At 53.3% G+C, this 24,592-nt stretch carries 19 protein-coding genes; 8 read left to right on the top strand and 11 right to left on the bottom strand.

All coding sequences use genetic code 11. The annotated features are described in order from the left end of the window. Nucleotides 1-20: 20 nt before the first annotated feature. Both MFFC18_RS23000 and MFFC18_RS22995 read right to left on the bottom strand, forming a co-directional pair. Entirely contained in the window at nucleotides 21-3,839 is a 3,819-nt protein-coding gene (locus tag MFFC18_RS23000; protein WP_075082799.1) for a DUF6797 domain-containing protein, read from the bottom strand. 135 nt (nucleotides 3,840-3,974) lie between these two features. Then, on the bottom strand, nucleotides 3,975-4,721 hold the full coding sequence (locus tag MFFC18_RS22995; protein WP_148619069.1) for an AraC family transcriptional regulator: 747 nt from the start codon (nucleotides 4,719-4,721) through the stop codon (nucleotides 3,975-3,977). Nucleotides 4,722-5,023: 302 nt separating this feature from the next. Between MFFC18_RS22995 and MFFC18_RS22990 the strand changes: the two genes are divergently transcribed. Together MFFC18_RS22990 and MFFC18_RS25130 are read left to right on the top strand one after the other, a co-directional pair. After that, entirely contained in the window at nucleotides 5,024-5,242 is a 219-nt protein-coding gene (locus MFFC18_RS22990) for a hypothetical protein (protein WP_075082801.1), read from the top strand. Between the two features lie 371 nt (nucleotides 5,243-5,613). After that, the gene (locus MFFC18_RS25130; RefSeq protein WP_157665054.1) at nucleotides 5,614-5,754 is read left to right on the top strand and encodes a hypothetical protein; all 141 of its coding nucleotides are present in this window, start codon (nucleotides 5,614-5,616) and stop codon (nucleotides 5,752-5,754) included. 50 nt (nucleotides 5,755-5,804) lie between these two features. On the opposite strand, the gene nhaA is transcribed toward MFFC18_RS25130, so the two are convergent. Continuing rightward, nucleotides 5,805-7,142 carry a Na+/H+ antiporter NhaA gene (gene nhaA / locus MFFC18_RS22985; RefSeq protein ID WP_075082802.1) on the bottom strand — a complete coding sequence of 446 codons (1,338 nt, stop codon included), beginning with the start codon at nucleotides 7,140-7,142 and terminating at the stop codon, nucleotides 5,805-5,807. 357 nt (nucleotides 7,143-7,499) lie between these two features. Between nhaA and MFFC18_RS22980 the strand changes: the two genes are divergently transcribed. The 3 genes from MFFC18_RS22980 to MFFC18_RS22970 all read left to right on the top strand — a co-directional run bounded on the left by MFFC18_RS22980 (nucleotide 7,500) and on the right by MFFC18_RS22970 (nucleotide 11,568). Next, complete coding sequence (locus MFFC18_RS22980; RefSeq protein WP_075082803.1) at nucleotides 7,500-8,702, top strand: PAS domain-containing sensor histidine kinase; 1,203 nt, start codon at nucleotides 7,500-7,502, stop codon at nucleotides 8,700-8,702. An 87-nt stretch (nucleotides 8,703-8,789) separates the two neighbouring features. Then, nucleotides 8,790-10,214 (top strand): sigma-54-dependent transcriptional regulator, encoded by a 1,425-nt coding sequence (locus MFFC18_RS22975; protein WP_075082804.1) that lies wholly within the window; start codon nucleotides 8,790-8,792, stop codon nucleotides 10,212-10,214. 79 nt (nucleotides 10,215-10,293) lie between these two features. Further along, complete coding sequence (locus MFFC18_RS22970) at nucleotides 10,294-11,568, top strand: IS701 family transposase (RefSeq protein ID WP_075082825.1); 1,275 nt, start codon at nucleotides 10,294-10,296, stop codon at nucleotides 11,566-11,568. Between the two features lie 284 nt (nucleotides 11,569-11,852). Here the strand turns inward: MFFC18_RS22970 and MFFC18_RS22965 are convergent, their stop codons facing one another. The 3 genes from MFFC18_RS22965 to MFFC18_RS22955 form a co-directional block, all read right to left on the bottom strand. Continuing rightward, complete coding sequence (locus MFFC18_RS22965; RefSeq protein ID WP_075084436.1) at nucleotides 11,853-14,039, bottom strand: cation:proton antiporter domain-containing protein; 2,187 nt, start codon at nucleotides 14,037-14,039, stop codon at nucleotides 11,853-11,855. A 22-nt stretch (nucleotides 14,040-14,061) separates the two neighbouring features. Further along, nucleotides 14,062-14,574: a universal stress protein gene (locus tag MFFC18_RS22960; RefSeq protein ID WP_075084437.1), complete on the bottom strand. Its 513-nt coding sequence runs from the start codon at nucleotides 14,572-14,574 to the stop codon at nucleotides 14,062-14,064. Between the two features lie 102 nt (nucleotides 14,575-14,676). After that, nucleotides 14,677-14,925 carry a hypothetical protein gene (locus MFFC18_RS22955; protein ID WP_075084438.1) on the bottom strand — a complete coding sequence of 83 codons (249 nt, stop codon included), beginning with the start codon at nucleotides 14,923-14,925 and terminating at the stop codon, nucleotides 14,677-14,679. A gap of 169 nt (nucleotides 14,926-15,094) precedes the next feature. On the opposite strand from MFFC18_RS22955, the gene MFFC18_RS22950 reads away from it, so the two are divergent. Together MFFC18_RS22950 and MFFC18_RS22945 are read left to right on the top strand one after the other, a co-directional pair. After that, nucleotides 15,095-16,630 (top strand): sensor histidine kinase, encoded by a 1,536-nt coding sequence (locus MFFC18_RS22950; RefSeq protein ID WP_075084439.1) that lies wholly within the window; start codon nucleotides 15,095-15,097, stop codon nucleotides 16,628-16,630. Further along, nucleotides 16,615-18,093 (top strand): sigma-54-dependent transcriptional regulator, encoded by a 1,479-nt coding sequence (locus MFFC18_RS22945; protein WP_075084440.1) that lies wholly within the window; start codon nucleotides 16,615-16,617, stop codon nucleotides 18,091-18,093. The genes MFFC18_RS22950 and MFFC18_RS22945 overlap by 16 nt, the downstream gene beginning before the upstream one ends. A gap of 103 nt (nucleotides 18,094-18,196) precedes the next feature. Here the strand turns inward: MFFC18_RS22945 and MFFC18_RS22940 are convergent, their stop codons facing one another. The 3 genes from MFFC18_RS22940 to MFFC18_RS22930 all read right to left on the bottom strand — a co-directional run bounded on the left by MFFC18_RS22940 (nucleotide 18,197) and on the right by MFFC18_RS22930 (nucleotide 21,884). Beyond that, nucleotides 18,197-19,642, bottom strand: coding sequence for an oxidoreductase (locus MFFC18_RS22940; RefSeq protein WP_075084441.1), 1,446 nt, complete (start codon nucleotides 19,640-19,642; stop codon nucleotides 18,197-18,199). A 102-nt stretch (nucleotides 19,643-19,744) separates the two neighbouring features. Continuing rightward, the gene (locus MFFC18_RS22935; protein ID WP_075084442.1) at nucleotides 19,745-20,521 is read right to left on the bottom strand and encodes a 3-ketoacyl-ACP reductase; all 777 of its coding nucleotides are present in this window, start codon (nucleotides 20,519-20,521) and stop codon (nucleotides 19,745-19,747) included. 10 nt (nucleotides 20,522-20,531) lie between these two features. Next, entirely contained in the window at nucleotides 20,532-21,884 is a 1,353-nt protein-coding gene (locus MFFC18_RS22930; RefSeq protein ID WP_075084443.1) for a glycoside hydrolase family 88 protein, read from the bottom strand. A 60-nt stretch (nucleotides 21,885-21,944) separates the two neighbouring features. Between MFFC18_RS22930 and eda the strand changes: the two genes are divergently transcribed. Next, nucleotides 21,945-22,580, top strand: a complete 636-nt coding sequence (gene eda / locus MFFC18_RS22925) for a bifunctional 4-hydroxy-2-oxoglutarate aldolase/2-dehydro-3-deoxy-phosphogluconate aldolase (RefSeq protein ID WP_075084444.1) — start codon at nucleotides 21,945-21,947, stop codon at nucleotides 22,578-22,580. A 224-nt stretch (nucleotides 22,581-22,804) separates the two neighbouring features. On the opposite strand, the gene MFFC18_RS22920 is transcribed toward eda, so the two are convergent. Next, nucleotides 22,805-23,242 (bottom strand): OsmC family protein, encoded by a 438-nt coding sequence (locus MFFC18_RS22920; protein WP_075084445.1) that lies wholly within the window; start codon nucleotides 23,240-23,242, stop codon nucleotides 22,805-22,807. A 3-nt stretch (nucleotides 23,243-23,245) separates the two neighbouring features. Continuing rightward, nucleotides 23,246-24,592 (bottom strand): APC family permease, encoded by a 1,347-nt coding sequence (locus tag MFFC18_RS22915; protein WP_075084446.1) that lies wholly within the window; start codon nucleotides 24,590-24,592, stop codon nucleotides 23,246-23,248.

Genomic DNA, 24,592 nt, shown 5'->3' with positions numbered 1-24,592 from the left:
TCCGAAATGCCAGGACTCCATCAGTTCATTCGATTGATCGTGTTGAACAGGTTGACGGTCAATGGCTCTCCCGTAGCAGATTTGAACTCGCCGCGAATGTTCATTTGCATCACAGGCTTCAGGTTTTCGATCAATAGCGAGACCTTTGTCTTGTCTTCATTCAGTTTGACTGACTGGACGACAACCGGATCATGGCCAATTCGGTCAGGGTCAGAAACGGAATAGTGCTCCGATCCATAGTCGGCTGTCCAACGATAGTTCCACTGATCAACCTTCCACTTATCCACTTCGTTAGCCGATTTCGGGTCCAGCGGCTGAGAGAACGCGATCTCAATTTCGTTGCCGTCAACGTTGAAGCCAACCGGTAAGCAAAACTTGATTCCCGTTGCCCGAATGCGTTGAAGGCAACCGTCCCGGATCGCGGCTGTTTGCCAACCGTCAAGTCCGCAAACGTACATACACTGATCTTTGGCGCGAAAACGTCCTCGCATGGCTCCCGACAGAAAGTTCGGCAAATCCAGTTTGTAGGCCGCGGCTTGATATGTGCCGTCCTCGGTTTTTTGCGGCATCACGACGTTCGCTGAGCAGCGTCCAAACGAGAAATGAATCATTGCTCCGTCGAGCCGACCCCATTGATCGCCTCCGTTGATCCAGGCCTGACCGCCAGCCGAATTGTCCATCGAGCGAGGCATCCACATCATCGGCAAATCGTAAGTTGTTGGCGGCGGCGTTTGCCAATGCGTCGGCATGTGACCGTAAAATCCGCCTTCCTGAACAGCATCGATTCGCGTCGACGGAACCCAATTGCCTTCATTGTCGGCCGAGGTCACCATTCCTGTCGGGCTCACGCCCAGGCCGTTTGCATGGCGATAGCCGGTCGCGAAAACGCTCAGCTTTCTGGTTTCATGGTCGACTTTCAGCATCGATCCACCGTGCGGAGGAGTGCTGCCGGATTTGATGAAGTAGAAATTGCCTTCCGGATCCGACTCCAGGCTCATCGCGTATCCATGATTCTGTCCGGTGATCTTCAACTCGTCACAGTAGTTCGCGTACACGTCAGCTTCGCCATCCGTATTCAGGTCGCGAAGTTCCAAAATGCGATCGCGGCACAGGACGAAAATCGAAGCCGGTTTCGACGGCTCGTCACTGTCGATAATCTTCAACCCAAGCGGTTGATACAGTCCAGTCGCAAATCGTTGCCACGAAATGTTCTTCAGATCGTCATCGATTCCGGACACCAGCCAAACGTCTCCGTGAACCGTGCAAACGGCAGCGCGGCCGTCGGGCAGGAAGTCGAGTCCGCTGGTGAACATCAACGCATTGAATTGGTTTTGGTACGGAACCGTGATCGTGTCGATGACAAACGGTTTATCCGCATCGGAACGAATTCCCTCAGTCGCAATCGGATCGCCCCAGCGTTTTTGCGCGAAGTCCTCGGTTCCGATACGTTCATTGGATTCCAGGGCGACGTCTGGCATGCCGCCAAACGCTTTGAGGAAATCAGGCAGTTTGTCGAGTGGCATTTTTGCGTACCGCACGGCAGCGAAATTAGACTGGCGGTTCTCGTCGCCGCTCAACGTCAGCCACACTTGCCCATCGCGATTCTTCCAACCGGAGTTGGTCCGCAAGACGAAGGCAGTCTTGTTGTCCTTGAACACATGTGTCGTCTCGTTAATCTCAGATTCGGCATCGCTACCCGCAACGACATCAACGTTCTCCATGTTTCCGGAGACCTCGAATAGCGGGACGGCGAAGCTTTTCTTGCTGGACGGATTGGGAAACTTTCTGGTCACCACGCAAACATCGCCAAGCATTTTTGCAGACGGGTATTCGGTCAATGACTCGCCCGCGACGTCGTAGCTGAATCCAGTTTTGTGCCCCTGAAGCGTGATCGCCGACAAGTGTAGCGAATCGACTGGTGTCCAATCGCCAGCGTTCATCCAGGTCGCGTTTTTCGGACCCGTAAGTTCCAAAGCCCCAGCGACCGAAGGTGTTTGCAAGATTCCGAAGCGGGTCGGTGGAAGAGCAACGAACTCGCCCGACCAGGCGGCCTTGATGTTCAGCGTTTCCGAATCGAGTATCAGGTGCGCCCCATCGTTGCCTTGAGCTTTGACCGCGATCGCTTTCGGCACAACGCCTCGACCGGGAACGCGGATTGACTGACAGAAAAACGGACCGGTGTCCATTCTCGAAAAACGATCATCCACCCAATCAGCATCGGTCTCATTCTCGTACGGGAAACGACTGTCTTTGCGATGCTTGGGCGTCCATTTGGACAAGTAATCTGAATCCAGATGAGTCGGCACGAAACTGGTTTTGCGTTGGCTGGGCGATTCGTCGCCGATCTGATCGGATTCGCTGACGCCATCGAATGTCCACGCCGCGTCGAGTCTCTTCGAATCCGTTTCGTGTTCAGCAAGACTCGATATGCGAGCGAAATCGATCAGGCCGTTGCAGCCGAACTGCCGCGAAGCCAGTCCACCGATCGTAAGCGGTCCTTCTGATGACTTTTTTTCTTTGCGAAGATCAACGTTTTGTGTGCGGACTTCATCGTCATCGACTAGCAGCGTCACAGTTCCGGTACCCGTATCGGAATCGAGCTCGAACTTCACTGCCAGATCGTGCCACTTTCCGTCGGCCACGCTAAACTCCGACTTGATCTCCGAAGGAATCACTCCGGGGGCGTAGAAGCTTAAATTTCCCGTCGCCGCATAACTATAGAACTCCCAGTGGTTAAAACTGCTCTTGGGGTTTTTGGCGAGCAAAATGTTGAAATTGCTTCTGTCCAAAAACTTCGCGCGGCATTCGATTTGGAAGTTGCCCTGGTTGAACTGTTGCGGCGCCTCGATGCTCAGGAATCCGGTTCGAGCATCGAAAGCATTGTTGTCCGCTTCAATCTCGACCAACGGCTGATCGGCTTTCACTTCCGTTTCCATTTCGGCTTCGGATTGCTCTCGTTCCTGCAACCATTTTGGTTTCTCGCCGCCGCCAAGAATCCACTCGAGCCCTTCGATATTCTCCTTGAGGACTTCGGCGACGTCCCGCTCTGCAACATGCCCCAGAATTCCAATCGGTCCGTTATAGCCGCTGACGATAATGGTTTGGATCATCTCTGTTTCATGATCGCCGGCACCGACAGGTAGGATTTTGTGCGAAACCGATTTGCCACGATAGGTTGGCGAATTCAAATCGACCATGCCGTTGATGTTGAGGCAATGCAGATAGGGCTGCATGATCTCCAGCGATTCAGCAAAGTCGGCGATGTGGCCGTGTCCATGATGCATGTTGTAGACAATGCCAACATGAGTGTGGCCGGCCGCGTGGAGCAACTTGCAAACCGCAACCATGTTCTCAGGTTCGCCGCCCCAGCCACCGTGGTTGTATAGCCCCAGGCGGCAACCTTGCGATGCAGCTTTCTCGACAACAGGCATCAATTTCTCGACGGCGATGGCAGGAAGTTCTTCTGGTTCTCCCGTCCCAACATCGGGAATCATCTGCCACAACTGCGGCTGGAGTCTATGTTTCTCGAACAGAGCTGACGTCTGATCGTGCTGTCCCCAGAACGCAAAGTACTCGATGCCGAATGCCTTGTACTGTTCGATTTCATCTTCGAAGAAAGGCACATGCTCCTGTCGCCAATCGTAGGCAGAACGCCGCAGTCCCAGTTCTTTGAGCATGCTGGCACGATCGTGAGCGTCGCGTTTCTTTGCGTCGAACGGGACGATGCACCAGGCAACCAAATTCTCTCGCTTGAAATTTTCCGGCGTTTGCGCGTGCAGTGGCATCGCGACGAAAATCAATGTGAGAAACAGGAGCTTTGAGTAGGTCATGTCGTTCATCTGATCCGATGTGCTTTGGTGGAAGTCGTATGGCAGTTCGGGTTGTGAACCCTCATTTGCCCACTTCAATTCTAAAGCAGATGCCTTGAGCCAGATAGAATCTTCGCGACGTGCTTTTGAACAATTGCGACATCGTCAGCGATGGTAGCGATGGCGAAACGCCCCAGGAGTTTCCCCAACGATCTCGGAGAAAGTTCGTGTCAGGTGACTTTGATCAGCGAAACAGGTGGCGTCTGCGACAACTGCGATTGCCAACTCCGTTGTGGCCAAAAGCTTGGACGCCTTGATCACACGGATTCGAGCGATGTACTGGCTGGGAGTCATTCGAAACGTCGTTCTAAACTTTCGTTGCAATGAACGAACGTTGAGCTCAGCAATTTCTGCAAGTTCAGCCATTGTAATTGGTCGGGAAAAGTTCTCTTCGATATGTTGAGTCACAGCAGCAAGGCGTTGAAATGGCTGCAACGCCAAGCTTGCCTGGCCCATGTCGCGGGTGATTCCAGCCAGGCCGATGATCTGCCCTTGAGCATTTCGCAGCGGCGCCTTGGTTGTAGTCGACCAGGACGCGGAGCCATCGTGTCGGCCAACCAGTTCGATTCGATTCTTGATCAATGTGCCACGTAGCACTTGCTGGTCGTCGCGGATGTAGTTGTCGGCAAGATAATTTGGGAACAGTTCACGATCTGTTTTGCCCAGGATCTCATCGTCCGTAGCCATCAGGTAGTTGTTCTTTAAAGCTTGGTTGACTTTGATGTACAGACCTTGGGAATCTTTTACGAAAAACTGAACATCGGGAAGCGACTCGAACAGGACGTCACCCATGAATGGCGATATCTCCAATATCGCATCGTCGAGCGAGGACGGATTGTTGTTCTTGGCCATCGTGGCTTCCTGCGTGGTTTGAATTTTAGCGTTCCACAAGAGCAGAAATCAAGTTGAATGCTCGGACGTTCCTGACTGACCCACTCTTGTTTGCTACTTGAATAGAGGCATTTGAAACGGTGTCGGCATTTTGAATAATAGTTCGATCAATGAAAGTTGTACGTCGGAACGTAATTTTCGCTGGCGTAGGCATTTCGGTACGATAGGGCCGACGATTCGACTCAAACCGGTGTTCTCAAGAAGCCGGCAGAACTGTAAAACGCGCATTTCGAAAATCGAATTTCAAGTTTAAAGGATACAACATGGCCAAGAAGAAATCCGTCAAGAAAAAGACTTCAAGCCTCAACGATCTCTACAATGAGGTCGCCAGGAAAGCAGACACCGCAGGCGTCAAGATTAACGTCGCTGAAACGAAGCGGGTTATCGCCTGTTTCTTCGACGTACTCGAAGACTACAAGGCCGCCGAAGCATTTGACTTCGTCGCCAAGGGACTCAAGCGTGCTGGTGGGCGCCGCAGGTAGTTTTGGGTTTGCTGAAAGATTTCGTTGAATCGCTCGACATGGTTGGTCGGAGTGAACAGAAACGATCGATGTAAGTTGCAGAATTGAGAAAGGCTCGGAAGGATATGCTTTCCGGGCCAGTTTTTTGCGATCACATTTCTGAAGTCTTCAGCTCGATTGGAGGCGTCCTGAAACGTCAACGCCAGTTGACGACATGCGTACGTGAGTTGACGGTGGTCCTCATGTTTTCAAAACGAATATGGTCGAAATTGGAACAATGCGACCTGAAAGTGTGATTTCCGGCGCGGAGTCTTGCGTGGCATAGTGGTTGCATTGATATGAGTGCAGTCAGGGATGAGGTCACTGATTGTCTCCTCTAGGGAACTCAAATCATGTTTTTGAAGAATCCGCACAAGAAAGTCGTTGTTGAGCGAACGAACAATTCACCAGGCGACGCTCTCTCGCCACGCGAGATGCTTGTCGGTCACGTCGCACTACTGCTGCTGTTCGTGATCGCGGTTCTGTTGAGCTAGTTCAGAATCGCATTGTTGCGGAAGCCTGTTTGATTCGGTGCAATACATTGCTATTTTGTTGATTGCTGTACTGCTGATTGTTTTGGCAAGGTCCACAACAGCAATCCAATTCCAGCAACGGCGCTCATGGCGGAACCGACAAGTACGCCGGTCTTCGCCGTGTTGAGTCCTTGAGCGCCGAATGCCAGTCCGTCGATAAACAATGACATCGTGAACCCGATTCCTGCGAGGCAGCTGCCCGCGATCAGAACCGGCCAAGGGATGTCGACCGGTAGCTTTGCGATGCCCGCTCGAATCACGATCCAGCTTAGAAGCACGATCCCGACGGGCTTGCCAATCACCAAACCGAGCACAACGGCCAGCGCAACAGGATCGCTCAAGTTAGCTGGCTCGAACAACACTCCCGCATTTGCCAGCGCGAAGATTGGCATGATGACGTACGCGGTCCAAGGATGCAGCGTCATCTCCAGATACTCCAGCGGCGAGACCGTTTCTCGCGATATTCGTTGAACTTCTTTGACGACTTCGGCTCGATGTCGCCGCTTGGCCCAACGCCGCTTCTGAAACTCTTCTTTCTTCTCGTGCAAGTATTCGCGGAACCGTTCAGGAACCAACGTGGATTTGGCAGGTGTCATCAGACCCAGAATCACTCCGATCAGAGTCGCATGCACACCCGATTCATGAAACGCAATCCATGCCAGAGCTCCTGCAACAATATATGGAGGAAACCGTCGCACGCCGATGCGAGAAAACAGATGCACGATGGCGATCGCAACCACAGCCAGCATTAAAAATCGACCGTCGAGCGATTCTGTATAGCCGATTGCGATGACGAGGATCGCTCCGATGTCATCGACGATCGCAATCGAAAGCAGCAGGATTCTCAAACTATGCGGCACTCTTGAGCCCAGAATCGCCAGACATCCAACCACGAACGCGATATCGGTGGCCATGGGGATTCCCCAGCCGCGCATTCCCGGTTCGCCGTATTGCATCGACAGATACAGGCCAGCTGGAAAGATCATTCCACCGACGGCGGCGGCGATTGGAAGCGAAGCTTGCTTTAGGTCTGACAGCGAACCGTGGACGAGTTCGCGTTTGACTTCCAGTCCAATGACAAAGAAGAAAATCGCCATCAAGCCGTCGTTGATAACGTGGTGCAGCGAATGATGAAAGGCAAACTCACCAAAGCCCAGCGTGATATCGGTTTCCCATATCGCAAGGTACGACGCAGCCCAGTACGAGTTGGCTGCGATCAAAGCGATGGCGGTGCAGGTCAGAAGAAGTATGCCGCTGGTCGCTTCAATGTGCAGGAATCGGGCAAGCGGACGCAACCATCTGTCGATGGGTTGAAGCGGCAGCGGCAAGTTCTGATTGGAATGGTTCATTCAACCTCGTTGATGTCGGAGTAAAACCCTCATCCATATCTGGAGAGACAGACCGTCGCGAACCTGAACAAATGTGTATGCTGCCTGAGTCCGTTGGTTGTCTTCAGGAGACTAGGCAACATGCAGACCAGTCGTGAAATCTTAATGGCCTCACCGCTATAAATTGGTTTTCTTCGCGATACTGCCTCGACGCGAAACAGGAAGTGTCAACTCGGGTTTACACCGACTGCTGTTAGTTCCGGGTTGTCGCTACACATGTGAAGATTTATCAGTGGCTCGGCGTTTGCATGGTTGCGCAATGGCTGAACAATTAGTCAATCCAGTCGCGGTGGCCATCAACATGATTAAAATATCTGAATGAACACGCACTCGTATCAAACGCCGCAACGTGGTGAACCGATCCCCGAACAGTTTTTCCGTTTGATCGCCGACTTCACCTACGACTGGGAAAGTTGGCTCTCCGCAGACGGCGAGCTACTCTGGGTGAACGATGCTGTCCAACGGTTTACGGGCTACACACCGCAAGAGTGCCTGAAGATGGACGACTACCCGTTGCCGTTGGTTGCGACTGAGCACCACCAGAAAGTTGCTGGTTTCGTTGGCGAAGGAAATGCCTCAAGCACTGCAAACAACGTTGAGTTTCGGACGCAGTGTCGCGACGGAACGCAGGGCTGGTGCGCAGTTTCGTGGCAACCGATGATCGATTCCGACGGACGGTCGCTGGGGTTCCGTGCCAGCGTTCGGGATGTCTCTGACAAACGGCGGATGCGAGAGCAGCTGCGCGTGCACAACGAGCATCTGGAGCAGCTCGTTCAAGAGCGTACCGCTCAGATCGCCAGGCTCAAAGAGCACCGGTTGAAAGTGGAAAAGCTTGCCGCGTTGGGTGAACTGGCGGCCGGAGTTGCTCACGAGATCAACAATCCACTAGCCGGAATCCGAAACGCTTTTGCGTTGTTCAGACGTCACCTCCCCAGCGACGTCAAACACTACGAGAAACTGGATTTGATCGATGGCGAGATCGACCGCATCAGCGGGATTACGCATCAGATGTACCAGCTCTATCGACCAAGCCAACAGTATGCGACACGGTTCTCAGTTCGCAAAGTCATTGGAGAGGTCATCGCACTGACACTTCCACTCTCGCGCAAAACCGACGTTGAGGTCGTGGCGAAGTTCGATTCTCTTCAAGCTTCGAAGTCGCTTGCGGATGATGAAGTCCGGTTGCGATCGGGTGAACTGAAGCAAGTGCTGTTGAATCTTGTTCGCAATGCCATTCAGGCGTCGGGAGCCAAACAGAAAGTCACCGTTTCCGTTCGCACCGATCCCGATGATATCACGATCAACGTGACGGACCATGGCCACGGTATTGCGGCATCAGTGATCGATAAAATTTTCGACCCATTCTTCAGCACAAAGTCAGTCGCCATCGGCCAAGGGATGGGCTTGGGGCTGTCGGTGTCTCGTGGAATCATTGAGGCAATGAAGGGGACGATCGAAGCAAGCAGCGACCCGGATCAGGGCACCAGTTTTGTTGTGCGACTTCCCCGACAGTTAGAATAGTGATACCGCTCGAACGACAGTTTTGTGGGCTCTGGCCATTCTCGATTCGAATCGTTGTTACCAGTTACTTTCGTTAGAATTGCGTACATGAATCAATCCGTCACAAAACCACAGCGTATTCTCATTGCCGATGACGAGCCGTTATATCGCAATACGACGGCGGAACTGTTGGGTGACGAAGGCTATGAGTGCGTTTGCGTTGAGGACGCTGACGACGCGTTCGCCGTTTTGCAGGAACACTCTTTCGATTTAATCTTGTCGGATCTCAACATGCCCGGCAACTTGAAACTGGAGCTGCTGAAACAGGGGCGAGCAAAATATTCTCATATCCCGGTGATTGTTGTCACAGGTGTGCCTTCGATTCCTTCTGCGATCGAAAGCGTGCGGATTGGCATCGCAGACTACCTGCTCAAACCGGTTAAGTTTGAAGAATTATTGACTGCCGTCAGGCGGGTGCTACAACAGGCGCCCGCGCCGGTCAAAATCAATGCAACTCCGGCAGATGTCCCTGTTTTGCGGGAAAAGTGTCCGGAAATCATTGGCAACAGCTCTGCGATGAACGAGCTTTTGGACGTCGTTGATCGGGTCGCAAATAGTAACACCAATGTTCTGATCACGGGCGAAAGCGGCACCGGAAAGGAAGTCATTGCCAGTGCGATTCACCACCACAGTCTGCGGCGCCAGAGCGCGTTTCAGGTTATCGATTGCACTGCGATTCCAGAATCGCTTTTTGAGTCGGTCCTGTTCGGTCACATCAAAGGGTCGTTCACCGGTGCGGTCACTGATCAAGCCGGGTTGCTGCGTGCTTGCGACGGGGGAACCGCGTTCCTTGATGAGTTGGGCGAACTGCCGGCGTCGTCTCAGGCAAAACTGTTGCGGGTGATTCAGGAGCAAACCTTCACGCCAGTCGGCGATAACAAGTCTGTCACAGTAGACACTCGATTCATCTCTGCAACCAATCGGGACTTGCAGGCGGAAGTCAATGCAGGAACATTTCGGCAGGACCTGTTCTTTCGACTTGCGATTATCCATATCGAACTTCCGCCGCTACGAGACCGTGGCGACGATGTAATTCTGTTGGCAGAAGGTTTTCTTCAGAAACTGCGTCCGGCGGATTCAAGGATCAACGGATTCTCTGATGAGACGATCGATTGTTTTCGGCGATACAGATGGCCTGGTAACGTTCGCGAAATGCGTAACGTCATCGAACGCGCGATCACGTTGGCACGCGGCAAGACGATTCATCCTGTTGATTTACCAGCGCCGATCCGCAATCCAGCCGAAGAACGGAATGTCGAAATGTCGGAGTTGGCTGAAGTCTCTCGCGACGAGGCACTTGATAGCGCGGACCGAGCGTACTTAACCAACTTGTTGGAGAAACACGGTGGAGTCATTGCCAGTGCGGCACGCCAGGCTGGACTCTCACGCCAGGGGATGCACAAACTGCTCAAACGTCATGGTATTGATGTAAACAGCTTTCGAAAAAAAGGTTCCGAAACCGAATCAATCTAGTACTACAGCGCTAGGTTGATATTTGAGAATTAGTTGAAATTTGGGATTCTATATCGTTCATGCACAAGGAGGTGCTTTGATGGATGGTACTTGGATTCGTCAGATGAAACCAGCTTTGACACGTTTTCTGAATCGGTTCTCCGATTGTTTTAGTCGAAAAGATACCCGTGCTCATATGCCAACGTATGTTCAGGGTCAGCTATCAAACCTTGCTCGCAAGAGTGTTGAGCCCATTGCACTGGCTGCCGGAGTTCCCGTTCGCACGCTTCAGGAGTTTCTTGCTCAATACGCATGGAATGAAGACGCCGTGCGAGATCGTCTGCAACAGATGGTGGCAACGGAGCGCGGTAGCAAGCGTGCCATCGGCGTGTTTGACGAAACGAGCGATGTCAAGAAAGGCACCAAGACGCCTGGCGTTCAGCGTCAGTGGTGTGGCAAGGTTGGCAAGACCGATAACTGCATGGTGACGGTTCATCTTGCTTTTGCTCAGGATGACTTTCACTGCTTGCTTGATGGTGAGTTGTTCCTTCCTGAGAGCTGGTCTGAAGATCGCGAGCGTTGTCGCGTTGCCGGGATCCCCGACGAAATGGTGTATCAGCCAAAGTGGAAGATCGCACTGGAGCTTTACGATCGCGCGCTGTCCAACGGTCTGGAGTTTGAGTGGATCACCTTTGACGAAGGCTACGGCTCCAAAGGCCCGTTTTTACGAGCTCTTGATGCCAAAGCACAGTTATTCATCGGCGAGGTTCCAGTTTCAATGACCGGCTGGATCAAGAAACCCGGGCTCCAACATCCTCCCAAAGATCCGTGTCGTGGTCGGCCGCAAAAAGGTGCGCGAGTTGCCAAAGACAATCCCAAAGCTCAGCCGTTTCGCAAACTGCTGGAAGAATCCACGCGGTTCACGAATCAGTCATGGGAGCGTTATCGCGTCAAAGATGGAGATAAAGGTCCCATGGTCTGGGAAGTCAAGCATGCGATGATCTATCGTCCTGACGGCAAGTGTGTTTCGAGCAAGCGTTGGCACTTGTTGGTGGCTCGTAACCCACTCAAGCCGGATGAAATCAAGTACTTTCTCAGCAACGCGCCGGCTGCAACAAGCGTTCAAAAGTTGTTGCTCGTTGCCTTCAGCCGCTGGCATGTCGAACGTTGCTTCCAGGATCAAAAGCAGGACATTGGACTCGACGCCTGGGAGGGCCGGAAGTATCTCGGGCTCAAACGACACATGATTCTGTCGTGCGTAAGCTACCTGTTCTTGACGAAGATGCGAGAAAAGCTCGGGGGAAAAAAAATCTGGGTTCACCGTCTATCAGGTTCACGACGCCGTATCGGCACTGGTCCAGACTTGGTGGCTTAAGGGGCGGGCATCGTCGGCGCTACTGGACCGGGTTGCCGCTACGATTCAGTACCACCAACAACGAAACGCAAAAGCAACAAGATCACACACCAAAAGAACTCGCAAAAAACTCCGGAGAATTGGCATCAAAGTAAGCAAAATCAAACGATGCTATTGGGATTCAACCTAGCGCTGTAGTACTAGGCACTGTTTGACAAATCGATTTTCATGTCGTCAACGCGGCCAAACATGAGCGCCTTGCCGCTCACATTTACCAAACAGTGCTTGGACCAATCGTCTTCATCCTATACCGACGACTCAATCGTCTGAAACAGTTCAGAGTGGTTGGACGCATGGAGGATTCTTTGACGCTGTTGTTCCGTCCCAACGAGGTGGGCGATGTGCGAAAGCTGGGTTAAATGTTCCTCAGGATTCCCATCCGGGCTAAGCAACATAAAAACAATCTCCACAGGAAGGCCTGTGAGCGGACACGCAATTTCATCTTGTAATCGCGTCACCATAACGATCGGCTCGATCACATCGCTGGTCCGTGAATGTGGCAGCGCGACTCCATGCCCAAGCAGGCTGGCATAATCATCTTCATGCTTCCACATTTCGCTCAGCAATTGTTCAGGATCGATCGAGGGCAATTGCGATTTCAGGTGAAGCAGCATTTCGCGATAGAGTTCCAGCAGATTCGTCTGGGAACTGAACTGAACATTGTCCTTTGTCAGCGGAAGTTCAAACGAGGCCTCTTTTTCCGGTTGGAAAACAAGCCACTCTTCGTCGTCCGAACGAATCTCCGCTGGAGTTCCAGGCACCACCGTTTTGCCGCGCAGGGTCAGCATGATTTGGCTGGCGTCGGGCGATTGTTCATTGCCGCCGTTCTTGATTTGCAGAGTCGGTGCCGTACTTTCCGCCTGCACCCAGCGGTTCAATGGAAGCCCGTCCCAGATCCGCGAGCCGACGAGCAAGTGTCGGTTGTCTTCGGTCTCGTATCCGTTTTTCTCCCAACGAAAAGTCGCTCCATCGATCAGTTCGGTCCAACGGCGACAGAGCATCCGGTTGAGATCGGGGTTGGAAGTCAGTGCCAGCATGTTCCCGCATTCATACAGCTCAACATGGTCGTCCGGGTTGAGCAGCATCGCGTCCTCACTGATCGCAGCAAGCCCTTCGCGTCTGGCAGACCGCACGTCTCTGGCGTTGGTGTCAATAAGAACCACATCGACGCCGTGTCTGGCAAAGAACCCGGCGACCTGTCGCGCAATTGAGTGTGCCCCGACGATTACCCAGCCCGTCGGATCAGGTTGCACAACTCCAAGGTAACGCCCGACCACTCCGGCCGTGAAGCCCTGCACAATGACCGTTCCTGCGATCACGGAATAGGCAAACGTTTCCAGAAAGATCGCGTTTTCAACGCCGCTCTGTTTTAACTCGTGCGCGAAAACAGAAGCCATCGAAGCAGCAACGATCCCGCGTGGCGCAATCCAACTGAGAAACAGCTTCTCATTCTGGTCAAGCGATGTCCCTTGCATCGAACCGAAAATGTTCAGCGGTCGAATGATCAACATGATGCCGGCGACCACTGCAACCAGCTTCCAGCCGTAATCCAGAAAGGCATGCAGGTCCAGATTCGCCGCCAACAGGACGAACAGCAATCCGATCAGGAAGTCCTTTAGTTCGACTTTGTAGCTGACGATCCCTCGCAACTGCGGCGTTTTCAGACTTCCCAGAACCAACCCGGCGACCGTCACGCTCAGCAATCCGCACTCCGAAATGATCTGGTCCGCGATCGCAAAATTCAGCATCGCCATCGCGAGCACAAAGATGTTCGTATGATCGCGACTGATCCACTCGCGCCGCAGCAGGAAGTCCAACAAGTATCCGAACGCGACGCCAAGCAGCGCACCGGCTGCAAATCGCAACAGAAAATCCGTCAGTACCGGTTGGTGCGAGCCATCGGTGCTGACGAAATACTCAAAACTCAACAGCGCAATGAAAACGCCGATCGGATCGATCAACACGCCTTCCCAGTGCAAAATGTGATGCAGCCTTGAGTTGACTCGGATGCGATGCAGCAAAGGGCCGATCACGGTTGGGCCAGTGACAATAATCAGGCTCGCCGCCAAAAAGCAAAACGGCCAGTTGAACCTAAACAGCAGATTCAACAGAAGCGCAGTTCCCAACCACGTAACCAGTACGCCAATCGTCAGGACCCGCCAAATTTCTTTGCTGACTGTTCGGTAGCCTTTCAGGTCAAGCGTAAGTCCACCTTCGAACAGGATGATTGCGACGGCAAGCGAAATGATGGTGCCAAGGCCATCGCCCAGTGATTCGGGGTTCACGATTCCCAGCACCTGAGGCCCCGCGATCACGCCTCCGATCAACAGAATGACGATCGCTGACACCCGTAGGTATCGCGCGAGTGTAAACAGGCCCACACCCAATGCGGCGGCTGTTGTGAAGGTGAGTAAAAGTTCGTGAGAGTGCATCAATCAAGTTCGGCAAAGCCGTTTATTCGGACGATGGAGCTGCCCGTAAATTATTCCCTCGGCACGCGAACCTTCCAACCGCCAATGGATTACCTTCGTCGAGTTCACCTTTGAGGACAAGGACGGGGCATCGGGCGAATTTTACGATTCGTGATGCAAGGCTGCCGATGATCAGTCGAGTCAGGCTCGGTTTGTCTCCGTGGCCCAGGACAATCAATCCTGCTCGACATCGGTGAGCGAACGCAGCGATCTCGCTGGCAGTCGGACCATAGGCAACATATAACTGTATGTCGCAATAGGGTTCCTCGTCAGGTAGCTGGTCGCGAAATTTCTCCTGGAGCCCCTTCATTTCGGTGCTCTCGGTGCAATCCGGATCAAAATTCATGCGGGGAACCGACCTCGGGCTTTCAATATGAACGACTCGAACCAAAGAAGGCTCAGCAGTCAGATCAAGTGAAAAGTCCAACGCTTGTCTGCAAGATTCCGTAAAGTTCCACGGCACAACAATCGTGCCGCGTTTCGTTTTGGCAACCATCGTTTGTCTCCTGCTTACATCGTTTAGTAGCTTTCGTCGTCCTGTTAATTCTCAAAGCAACTGCCAGTTGCGGTTCTCTCAGAATGGGAATCGTGTCCACTGTTAAAATTCGATTCGTCCAACTGCCAGGCTATTAACCGCGCCCACGACACGTCCGGAAACAATCCGCGATGAGCGCGTCGAGTCCGTTGTATTGTTTTCCTGATTATTCATAATCGCGTGGATTGGTTTTGCTGCGATGGAGTTCGTCAGCGTCATGATTCCGGTTTCACATTTGCGAATCAGAAAACGCACAACATAGAAAGCAATCGATGTGCCAATGAAAGTCCCGGACGTCGGTGAATAGGGCACGGGTCTTGCCAACTCCGGTGGTGGTGGAAATCATTTGTCATTGATGTCGCCCCTGAATGCTGGCAGCAACAAATCTGAAATGGTTAAAGGCGGCAAGGTGGCGAAATTCTCTCACCGTGACTGATTTTGATCCACAAGAGGAACTTCCGACTCAACAGGAAATCGACCGATGAAGCTACCAAGTAGACGAGCGTTCCTGCCGGTAGTTTTCGGACTTCTGCTGCTGAGTCTCGGGCTGTCGAGTGCCTGGTACGTGCTCCACCTCCAGCAGCAGAACTCCCGCATTCTGAATGTAAACGTGGCCAGCATTCGAGCTGCCGAAGAGTTGGAAATGATTGTTCGGGAGATGCGGTATGAACTGGACCGCTATCTGCTAACAGAGAACCGCATTCATCTTTCTCAGGCGCTGCGCAATCAGAAGGACGCCAACCGATGGCTTGAGCAAGCGACCGAGTTGTCCCGATCTGGAAAAGAGCAAAGGTTGGTCGGTGACATCAAGCGTGGCCTGGACGAATATTTCGTGCAACTGCATCAGTTGGTTGATGACCCCAACGCTCAATTTTCAGCGGAAGCCGTAGAACGACTGGAAGATGAAACGCTGTCCAAACAGGTTCTCGTTGCAGCGCATCGCTATCTTGACCTCAACGAGCAGGAGCTTGAGCAAACTGATCAGCTGAATCAATCGATGGCAAGAAATCTGGCCATCGGTATCGCCTTGCTGGGAACGTGTGGCGCGATCTTCGGACTGCAGGCCGGCTATAGCGTGGCTCGCGCGATCAACCGGACAATGTTTCAGTTGTCGGTGCCAATACGTGACGTTGCGGGAAAGTTGGAAGCTGTCGTCGGTCCGGTGAGCGTCGCCGCAGATCCGAGCGAACAGGACTTGCAATCGGTGCTTGAGGTTGTCTCCAGTCGAGTTGGAACGGTTGTGGATCAACTTCATGAAAGGCATCACGAAGTGATTCGAGCTGATCAACTGGCGGCCGTTGGAAAACTTGGCGCGGGCTTGGCTCACGAACTCCGCAACCCCTTGATGTGCATGCGGACTCTGGTGCAATCTGCCAGACGCAGCAAGGATCAGGCGATTTTGAATGCGGACGACCTGGCAGTTCTCGACGAAGAGATCACGCGGATGTCCGGACTGTTGCAAAAGTTTCTGGACTTCTCCCGGCCCGGAAAGTTGGAATTCAAGCGACTGGAACTGACCTCAATTATTCGGCAAACGGTCGCGTTGGTGACCAGCCGCGCTGAATCGCGCGACATCACTATCGACTGCCAAATGCCGACCGAGTCCCTGGCGACTTCGGGTGACGAGACTCAAATTAGACAGGTGCTGCTGAACCTGTTGCTCAACGCATTTGACGCGGTACCCAACGGTGGCAAGGTCGCGATAGAGCTTTGCGACCCTGGCTCCGAGAACGATGGAAAGGCCGATACGAAGAAATGCTTTCAACTAACGGTGACCGACAACGGTTGCGGATTGCCGCTTGAGAGAAACCGGATTTTCGAGCCGTTCTTCAGCACCAAGGATTTGGGGCTCGGGCTGGGGCTACCGATCTCCAAGCGGATCATCGAAGATCACGGAGGAGAACTGATCGGTGTAAACGGCGATGATGGAGGAGCCGTCTTTACCGTAAAGCTGCCGCCGGTTGCCGATGATTCTGTCGATTTGACGAAAGGGAATGAGACGTGCCAAAACTTCTGATCATTGATGATGAACCCAATTTGCTGTACTCGCTCAAGAAGAGTCTTCAAACCGACACACTCGAAGTCATCACCGCGGCGACTGCTGAACGTGGAATCGCCGCGGTCCGCAAGCAGAAACCGGATGCGGTAATTCTTGATTTGCGTTTACCCGACATGTCCGGTCTGGAAACGTTCGACGCAATTCATCGAATCGATGCGAGGCTGCCGGTCATTATCATCACTGCTTTTTCCACAACGGAAACTGCGATTAAAGCAACCAAACGCGGTGCGTTTGAGTATCTGTTGAAACCGGTCGAGTTTGAAAGGCTTTTGACGACCGTCGATCGTGCTCTCGAAACCAGCCACATGAGTCGCGTTCCGGCCGTGTTCAGTCTGGACGATGACAATATTGCGGAACCGGACAGTGAAAACACAGCCGATTTGATCGTCGGTCGTTCGGAGTCGATGCAGGAGGTTTACAAAGCGATCGGGCAAGTTGCCGGCCAGGACGTCAACGTGTTAATCCTGGGGGAGAGTGGAACAGGAAAGGAGATGGTGGCGCGGGCGATTTTTCAGCACAGCCACCGCAGCCAAGGGCCTTTTCTGGCGATCAACTGCGCCGCTTTGCCAGAGTCGCTTCTCGAAAGTGAACTCTTCGGTCATGAAAAAGGATCGTTCACCGGGGCTGATAAACGAAGGATCGGCAAGTTCGAGCAGGTCAACGGTGGGACAATCTTTCTGGACGAAATCGGCGACATGACGCCTGCAACTCAGTCGAAAATTCTGCGGCTGTTGCAAAACGGAACGTTTGAACGGGTCGGTAGCAACGAAACGATCCAGGTCGATGTTCGGGTTATTGCCGCGACCAATCGGGACCTCGAAGCGCATGTCAAAGCAGGAGACTTTCGTGAAGACCTGTTCTACCGTCTGCGAGTTTTCCTGATCGAGTTGCCCGCGCTTCGGGATCGACGTGATGATCTGAGGCACCTTGTGGAGCACTTTGTCCGGCTCGGCAATCGGGAGCTTGGCAAAAACGTCAGCTCGATTTCAACCGAAACGATGGACAGAATCGCCCAGCATTCCTGGCCCGGCAACGTGCGTGAGCTTCAGAGTGCAATCAAGTATGCGCTTGTTCGAAACGTCGGTGACATTCTGGTCGCCAATTCGCTGCCGGCGAGTTGCGTTTCGATGCCTGAGTTGGTGCAGGAGCCCGATTCCGATTCAACCGGGACGCTTGATCTCGAAAGCATTCGCAGTTGCGTTGCTGAGCTACTTGAGAAGAGCCAGCCCGAGATCTACTATCACCTGCACAACGAAGTTGACCGAATTTTGCTGCCCGCAGTGTTGAATGAAGTCGACGGCAATCAGGCACAAGCGAGCGAACTGTTGGGGATCGCCCGCAGTACCCTGCGTTCAAAAATCAGCGACCTTGGTCTGACCGTCAAAAAAGGCGTCGCACCGGATTCGAACAGGAAGATGTGAGGTGCTCAGTCACGATTGTCGGCTGCGATCACCGACTGGGGTTGGAGCCGAATTCGGAAACTGAGTTCGGCAAGATGTTTGCTTGCGTCAGGTTCAAACCTGGCTAGCCCTTCCTGGCCGCCTTCTTTAGCTCAACCAATTGCTTTCCTTCGGGCATATCCTTGTAGAATTTATCCAACGGATAACAACCGGATACGATTCCGTTTCGAGGCGCAGTCGTGCAGTCGCTAAACGTGCGGCAGATCAACTTGCGTTTCATTTCACCATTGGAAAGAGTGCTCGCCGGCAAGTCAGGGAACGACAGCACCATACGGCCAAGTCCAACGGAATCAACCCAGCCATCGCGGACGGCAGCCTGAGCGACATGCGGCAAGTAATCCTGCAAGTAGCTGTAACCTGATCCGACGAAAGGAAGATCTGGAAACGCCGTTTTGCATTCGTGCACGACTTTCAATTGCCTGGCCACACCAACGAGCGGATCTTCTGGTGGCAAGTATCCATCGGAAGGCGGGAAAATTGCCGGCCGTTGAATGTGCGGATTGTAGTACGGACTTCCACAACTCAAGTTGACCGCTGCGACCCCTTTTTCTTTCAGGATGCCAAGCAACTTCAGTGGCTCGGTAAGATCGTAGGCAAGCGGATCGTCAGCCGATGTTCCAAATCCGAATTGGTACGGCGTTTCAGAATCCATCGGTTGACCAACTTCTTGGCTCGTTTTGTACGGCAGGATGTCAAAAACGCTTAGGCGAACGAAAACCATCAAGCCCGGGATCTCGGCACGAATTCTTTCGATGATGGTCGTCAGAATCCTGGATCGGCCTTCGAGGTCGCCGCCGAACTTTCCTGGACGAGTCCGTGCACTCAGGAATTCGTGCAACAGATAGCCATGACAGGCTTTGACGTCGACGAATCGAAAGCCAATTTCGCTCATCAGTTTTGCGGACGCTACGTACGCGTCGATCAGCTTTTCCAGATCTTCATCGGTCCAGACGATCGAGTCATCGTTGCTGTCGATTCCGTATTTCTCGTTCAGCAACGGATGGTGGTACGCGATGCGCGGCTCAAGTTCATGCGTGTTGGGACGGCAAAAGCGCCCGGAGTGAGTCAACTGCGCACCGACCAGCAGGTCATCGGTCGTGCCGAAGGCCTCAAGATGGGCGGACTCCAAAGTTTCACGCAAGCTTCGAATCGAATCCCGGCTGGACTCGAGCGCCATCAACTGGTTTGCGTTCGCGCGACCGTCGGGCTGAACCGCCATCGCTTCGCCGCCCCAAATTAGCTTGGCACCACTTTCGCCGAATCGTCGCCAACGGCGTTCCGTTAACTCTGTAGCCGTGCCATCGCGATTGGCATCCCAGCCCTCCATCGGATGAATGCACCAACGATTACCAACGTCGAAGTCGCCAATCTTGAACGCGTCAGCCAAGGGTGAATTCTGCTCAGACGTCAGGATCGCGTCGTCGACTGGCATCTCGATCTCCAGTTCCTGAAGGCGAGCACGAAAGTCTTCGACGGTCTTAAGTTTGACGACTTTGGGATATTTCGACATCGTTTAATCTTCGTTTGAATGTTGAGTAAGTTTCACTGCGTGGTTTGCAGCACCGATTATCGACGGCTGTCGCCGGATTACAGGTTCAGCCAGCAGGGCAAACTACAACCGATTCATCGTCAGTCCACCATCGACGTAAATCACTTGCCCGGATGCGTAAGGCATGTCACCCCGTGCCATCGCGGCAGCCAGCTTGCCGATATCTTCTGGCACGCCCCAGCGTTTTTCGACCAACAGTTCTGTATTGTTGATCAGATTGTCATACTTTTCGGTAACGCCGGAAGTCATGTTGGTTTTGATGATGCCAGGGCGGATTTCAAAAACCGGAATGGAGAATTCGCCAAGCCGCGCCGCAAACAGGGAGCTCATCATCCCCATGCCAGCTTTCGAAATACAGTAGTCGCCGCGATTTGGGGAAACAACCGTCGCCGAAATGGAGCCGATATTGATGATACAACCTTCGAAATTTTCGTTGGCCTGTTTCTGTTCAACCATCCAGTTGGCACAGGCCTGAGTCAGGAAGTAGGGCCCTTGCAAATTGATTTTCATGATCCACTCAAAGCTGTCTTCGGTCGCTTCGAGGATGTCGGCTCGTTCCTTCGGTGCAACGCCGGCGTTATTCACCAGTACATCCAGCCGTCCGAATCGACGATCAATCTCTTTCAGCATCGCCGCACGGTCTTCGGCTGACGACACGTCGCCAGAACAGTAAAGAACTTCTGCGCCCAGGCCTTCGAGTTTTGAAACCGCATCGAAAACTTTCGATGCATCCGAACGGCCGCTCAATACAAGATCAAATCCTTCGGCTGCAAGTTTCTCGCAGATTCCAAAACCAATGCCGCGTCCACCGCCGGTTACCAACGCTACTCTCTTGCTCATCTCGGTCTACTTACAGGTAAAATTTGTAGTACGGTTCATCGTTTGCCAGCCGTTGAATATAGAGGGCAGTTTCCCGAGCGTGGTAGTCACCCCACATGCACGACTCGCCGCACGGCACAGACTGTCCGTCCGGAATATGGTCCCAACCGTTGGGCCGATGATATACCGAATGCAAAATCAGGCCCTGGTGCGATTTGTCGCGGCTCAGATATTTGTCACTGAGGAGAGTCTTCATCACCGTCAGACCGGCCTGCGTGTACCGGGGCTCGTTGAGATAACGCCCCAATCGAAGCAGCCCCTGCGCGCCAATCGCCGCCGCTGAAGAATCCACCGGTTCGGCATCGTTGAACGGTTCCGACTCACGCTCGTAAACGTCTTCGCCAAGCTTATGCGAGTTCAATGCTCCTGTGTCCCAATACGGAATACCATCCGTCGGCGTATTCTCGATATAGAAGTCGCAAGTCGCTGTGGTCATCTTCAGCAACATCGCTTCGATCGTGTCGCGTCCCCCGAGAGGTTCCAGTTCGGTGTCGTCAACAGTCTTTAAAAACTCCAGTTGCTCTGGAGCACCAACCATGATCCACGCCAAGCCGCGCGTCCAGGTCGTGAACGGCGAGAAGCCCTGCTGCGAGTTCGGGCAGCGATAGTTTCCGTCGTTGAGGTTGAAGATGCTCTCGTGAGCCGTCCGGCCCCACACATCGTAAAAGTCACGGCCTTCGCCATAGTAAACTGCGAATTCCGCAGTTGCCTTTGCGTGTTGCACCAACCGTTCCAACAAGCTTGTTTTCCTGTCGTGCTCCCCCATAATCGAATGGCCAAGTTGATGACCGATGGCGAGGGCCCGCAGCGAACGGATCGTGTCAGCGAACAACGAGTGCGGCCCGTTGAAGGAATAGATATAGCCGCCCGATGGAATAGAAGTCCAGCGTTTGGCTTGCACAGCGCTCGATGCCTGCAACGCCATCACGTAGAAATTTCGCTCCCATTCGCTTTCGGGAATCCGTCCCTCATTCATCAAACGCAGCAGGTTTCCGTACGTGCTGACGTTGTTGAATCCATGATCATGGACTCCGAAATGCGTCACGTGAGGAGCCATCTTTTCGACGGTGTTTCGTTTTCCCATTTCCAGGAATGACGTATCGCCGGTTGCATCGAACTGCAGGATTTCGGATCCATACTGGAACCCTTGCGTCCATTCAGTCCAGCCGCGAGTCGAATACTTGCCTTCGATGGTGAAGACGGGCGATCCTTGCGAGTCGTCGTATTCATTGTTAATCAGCTCGATTTTTTGAGCAGAGACTTTCCAGAACCGCTCCAGTGCGGGCAATAAATCTTTTGTTTCAATCGCAGTGTCGAGTATCATGCCTGGTTTCCGCCGGATTGGGTCCGGTGCAATCTGTTAAACATTGGAGTAAGCCATTTAATGGACGGGATTATAGGGGAAATCGAAGCACTCAAAGTGGTGCCCGTTGTGGCGATCGAAAATCCGGACGATGCCAACCGTTTGGCAGATGCGTTGCTCGAAGGAGGCATCCCCTGCGCGGAGATCACGTTGCGGACCGCCGGCGGACTCAAAGCGATTGAAGCGCTGTCGAAACGCCCAGAATTTCTCGTCGGCGCAGGCACCGTTCACAGTGACCAACAGGCGGCTGCCGTTGCCGACGCCGGAGCCCGGTTTGTGGTGAGCCCTGGTTTCAATCCAAAAACCGTAGCCTGGTGTAAGGATCATGACCTGCCAGTGTTCCCTGGTATTTCCAGTCCGACCGATCTGGAGATGGCGCTGGAATTTGAACTGGAGGTAGTCAAGTTCTTTCCCGCCGAAGCGATGGGCGGGATCAAGACGCTGAAGGCTTTCCACGGTCCCTATCAATCGATCCGTTTCATGCCCACTGGCGGCATCTCGATGTCCAACCTTGCGGATTACCTCTCGCTACCCTGGGTCGTCGCCTGTGGTGGTAGCTGGCTGGCGAAATCGAATCTGATCGCCGAAGGTCGCTTTGACGAGATTGTTCGTCTGACGGCAGAAACCACCAGCCTGCTAAAAGAAATCTCGGCTTAGAAACCGCGGCAAACGCATTGAAGGCGGCGCCGCGACGTTTTCGATTGGAGGCGGACGCGGATCGTTTACGGAACTGGGAAGTGGGTTAGCAAAACGGCAAGGAGGCAAGGCCAGGAGTTTACCTTGAGGCCAAAAGGAAGAAGAAAGATGTTTGCTAGTAGCAGAGCAGGCAGGTCTCTTTTCGCGGAACACGGCGAGCAGAATCCTCGGATGCCTCGGTTGGCCTACTGGCCCGTTTGTTTTTCTTCGCTCGATACGAGCTGTGTTTCGTAGCTGATGTCGACCGATCCCTCAAGCATCTTTGTGACCGAGCAATACTTGTCCATCGACAGGCTGACCGCTCGATCGACTTGTGTCTGCGAAAGATCTTTGCCGGTTACGACGTAAGTCAGTTTGATTTTCGTAAACACGGCAGGAACATCGTCGGCGCGTTCGGCTTCCAGATGGACCTCGCAGTCGTCGACGTTCTGGCGTGACTTCTTCAGGATACTGATGACGTCGAACGCGGAACAGCCACCGAGTCCGAGCAACACCATTTCCATCGGCCGAACGCCAAGGTCACGTCCACCGTGGTCCGGTGAGCCATCCATCACGACGCTGTGACCGCTGCCGGATTCACCAACGAAACTCATGTGGTCAAGCCATTTAACTCGTGCCTTCATCGTTTACTCATTTCTGGATGGGTTGTCTGATTTTCCAATGGTACTCAATGCATAATACAACACGAGTCCACTAATAATCGTCACCGCAAAGCCAATCAACTGTTGCGGGCGATTGATCGCTGAAAGCACGGCCAGCACGATCGTTGCCAGAACGTACAGCATTGCAATCGCCGAAAAGAAGATACGCTGAAGCCCCGTATCGTTGGTGCGCCGAGTCCAAAAGATACATGCCACAGCGACCGCAGCGCTGACCGAGAGCGTGAAGCCGAGGTAGTCCAGCAACGATTTCAGCGACGAGAAATACACGACGACCGAAGCCATTGCGACTTGCAGCCATATCGCCGTTACGGGCACCGCGTGGTGTTTACCCTTTGAAGCGTTAAACAATTTGGGGAACACTCCGTCTTCAGCCATCTTGGCGTAGACTCTCGGGCCCGCGATCACCATCGAAGAAACGGAGCTGAGCAAAGCAACGCTGACGATGACGCGAATAAGCGTTGCCATCCAGTTGCCGCCGATGGCTTGCGAAGCCGCCGCAGCCACATCGGGAACGGCCCGAATCTTGTCTGGCTCCGGCCCAAACAGAAAGGCAAAATTCAAAGCCAAATAGAAACCCGATACGATCAAAGTGCCCAGCAGCAAAGCACGAGGAACATTGGTCTTGGGGTTTTCGACTTCTCCAGTGATATAAACCGCTGCGTTGAATCCGCTGAAGCTAAGCGAGATCCAAACCAGCGTCGAAGCGATGGCATAAACGGAGAAAGTCACCGTCTCTGTTTCAATCTGCATGCCCTCCCAGCCGCTGGGGAACTTTGCGAACGCGATCGCAACAAACGCGGCCAGCAACACGAGCTTGAGAACCACCACCAGGTTTTGTGCAACCACGCCCGTCTTTAATACAAACGAATGCAACATGCCGAACAGCACGATCGAGGCGATCGCGGCTATGCCGGGTTGAAACCAGCCGGGGCGAATCGATTCAGGAATCGCGTACGACTCAAATGCCGTTGCTGCAAACGCAATCGCTCCGGTGAAACCCGCCAGCAACGAAACCCAACCCGCAATGAATCCGATTGATGGGTGAACCATTCGGCTGAGGAAAAGATATTCTCCGCCGGATTCGGTAATTCGCTGAGCGAGCTGACCGTAGCTGATCGCACCGCAGACCGCGATCAGCGAACCGATCAGCCACGCGTACATTACGAACTGGCGGTCTCCCAAATCAGCGAAAGAGAATCCGCTGGTTGTAAACACGCCCGCGCCGATCATGTTGGCGACGACCAGGAATGTTGCCGACCACAATCCAAATGGTCTGCCAGTTGTCGAAGTTTCCGACTCGGATTCCGGCAT

The sequence above is a fragment of the Mariniblastus fucicola genome, from assembly GCF_008087665.1.
Classification (GTDB): Bacteria; Planctomycetota; Planctomycetia; order Pirellulales; family Pirellulaceae; genus Mariniblastus; species Mariniblastus fucicola.
This window is presented reverse-complemented; position numbering and strand designations above follow the sequence as displayed.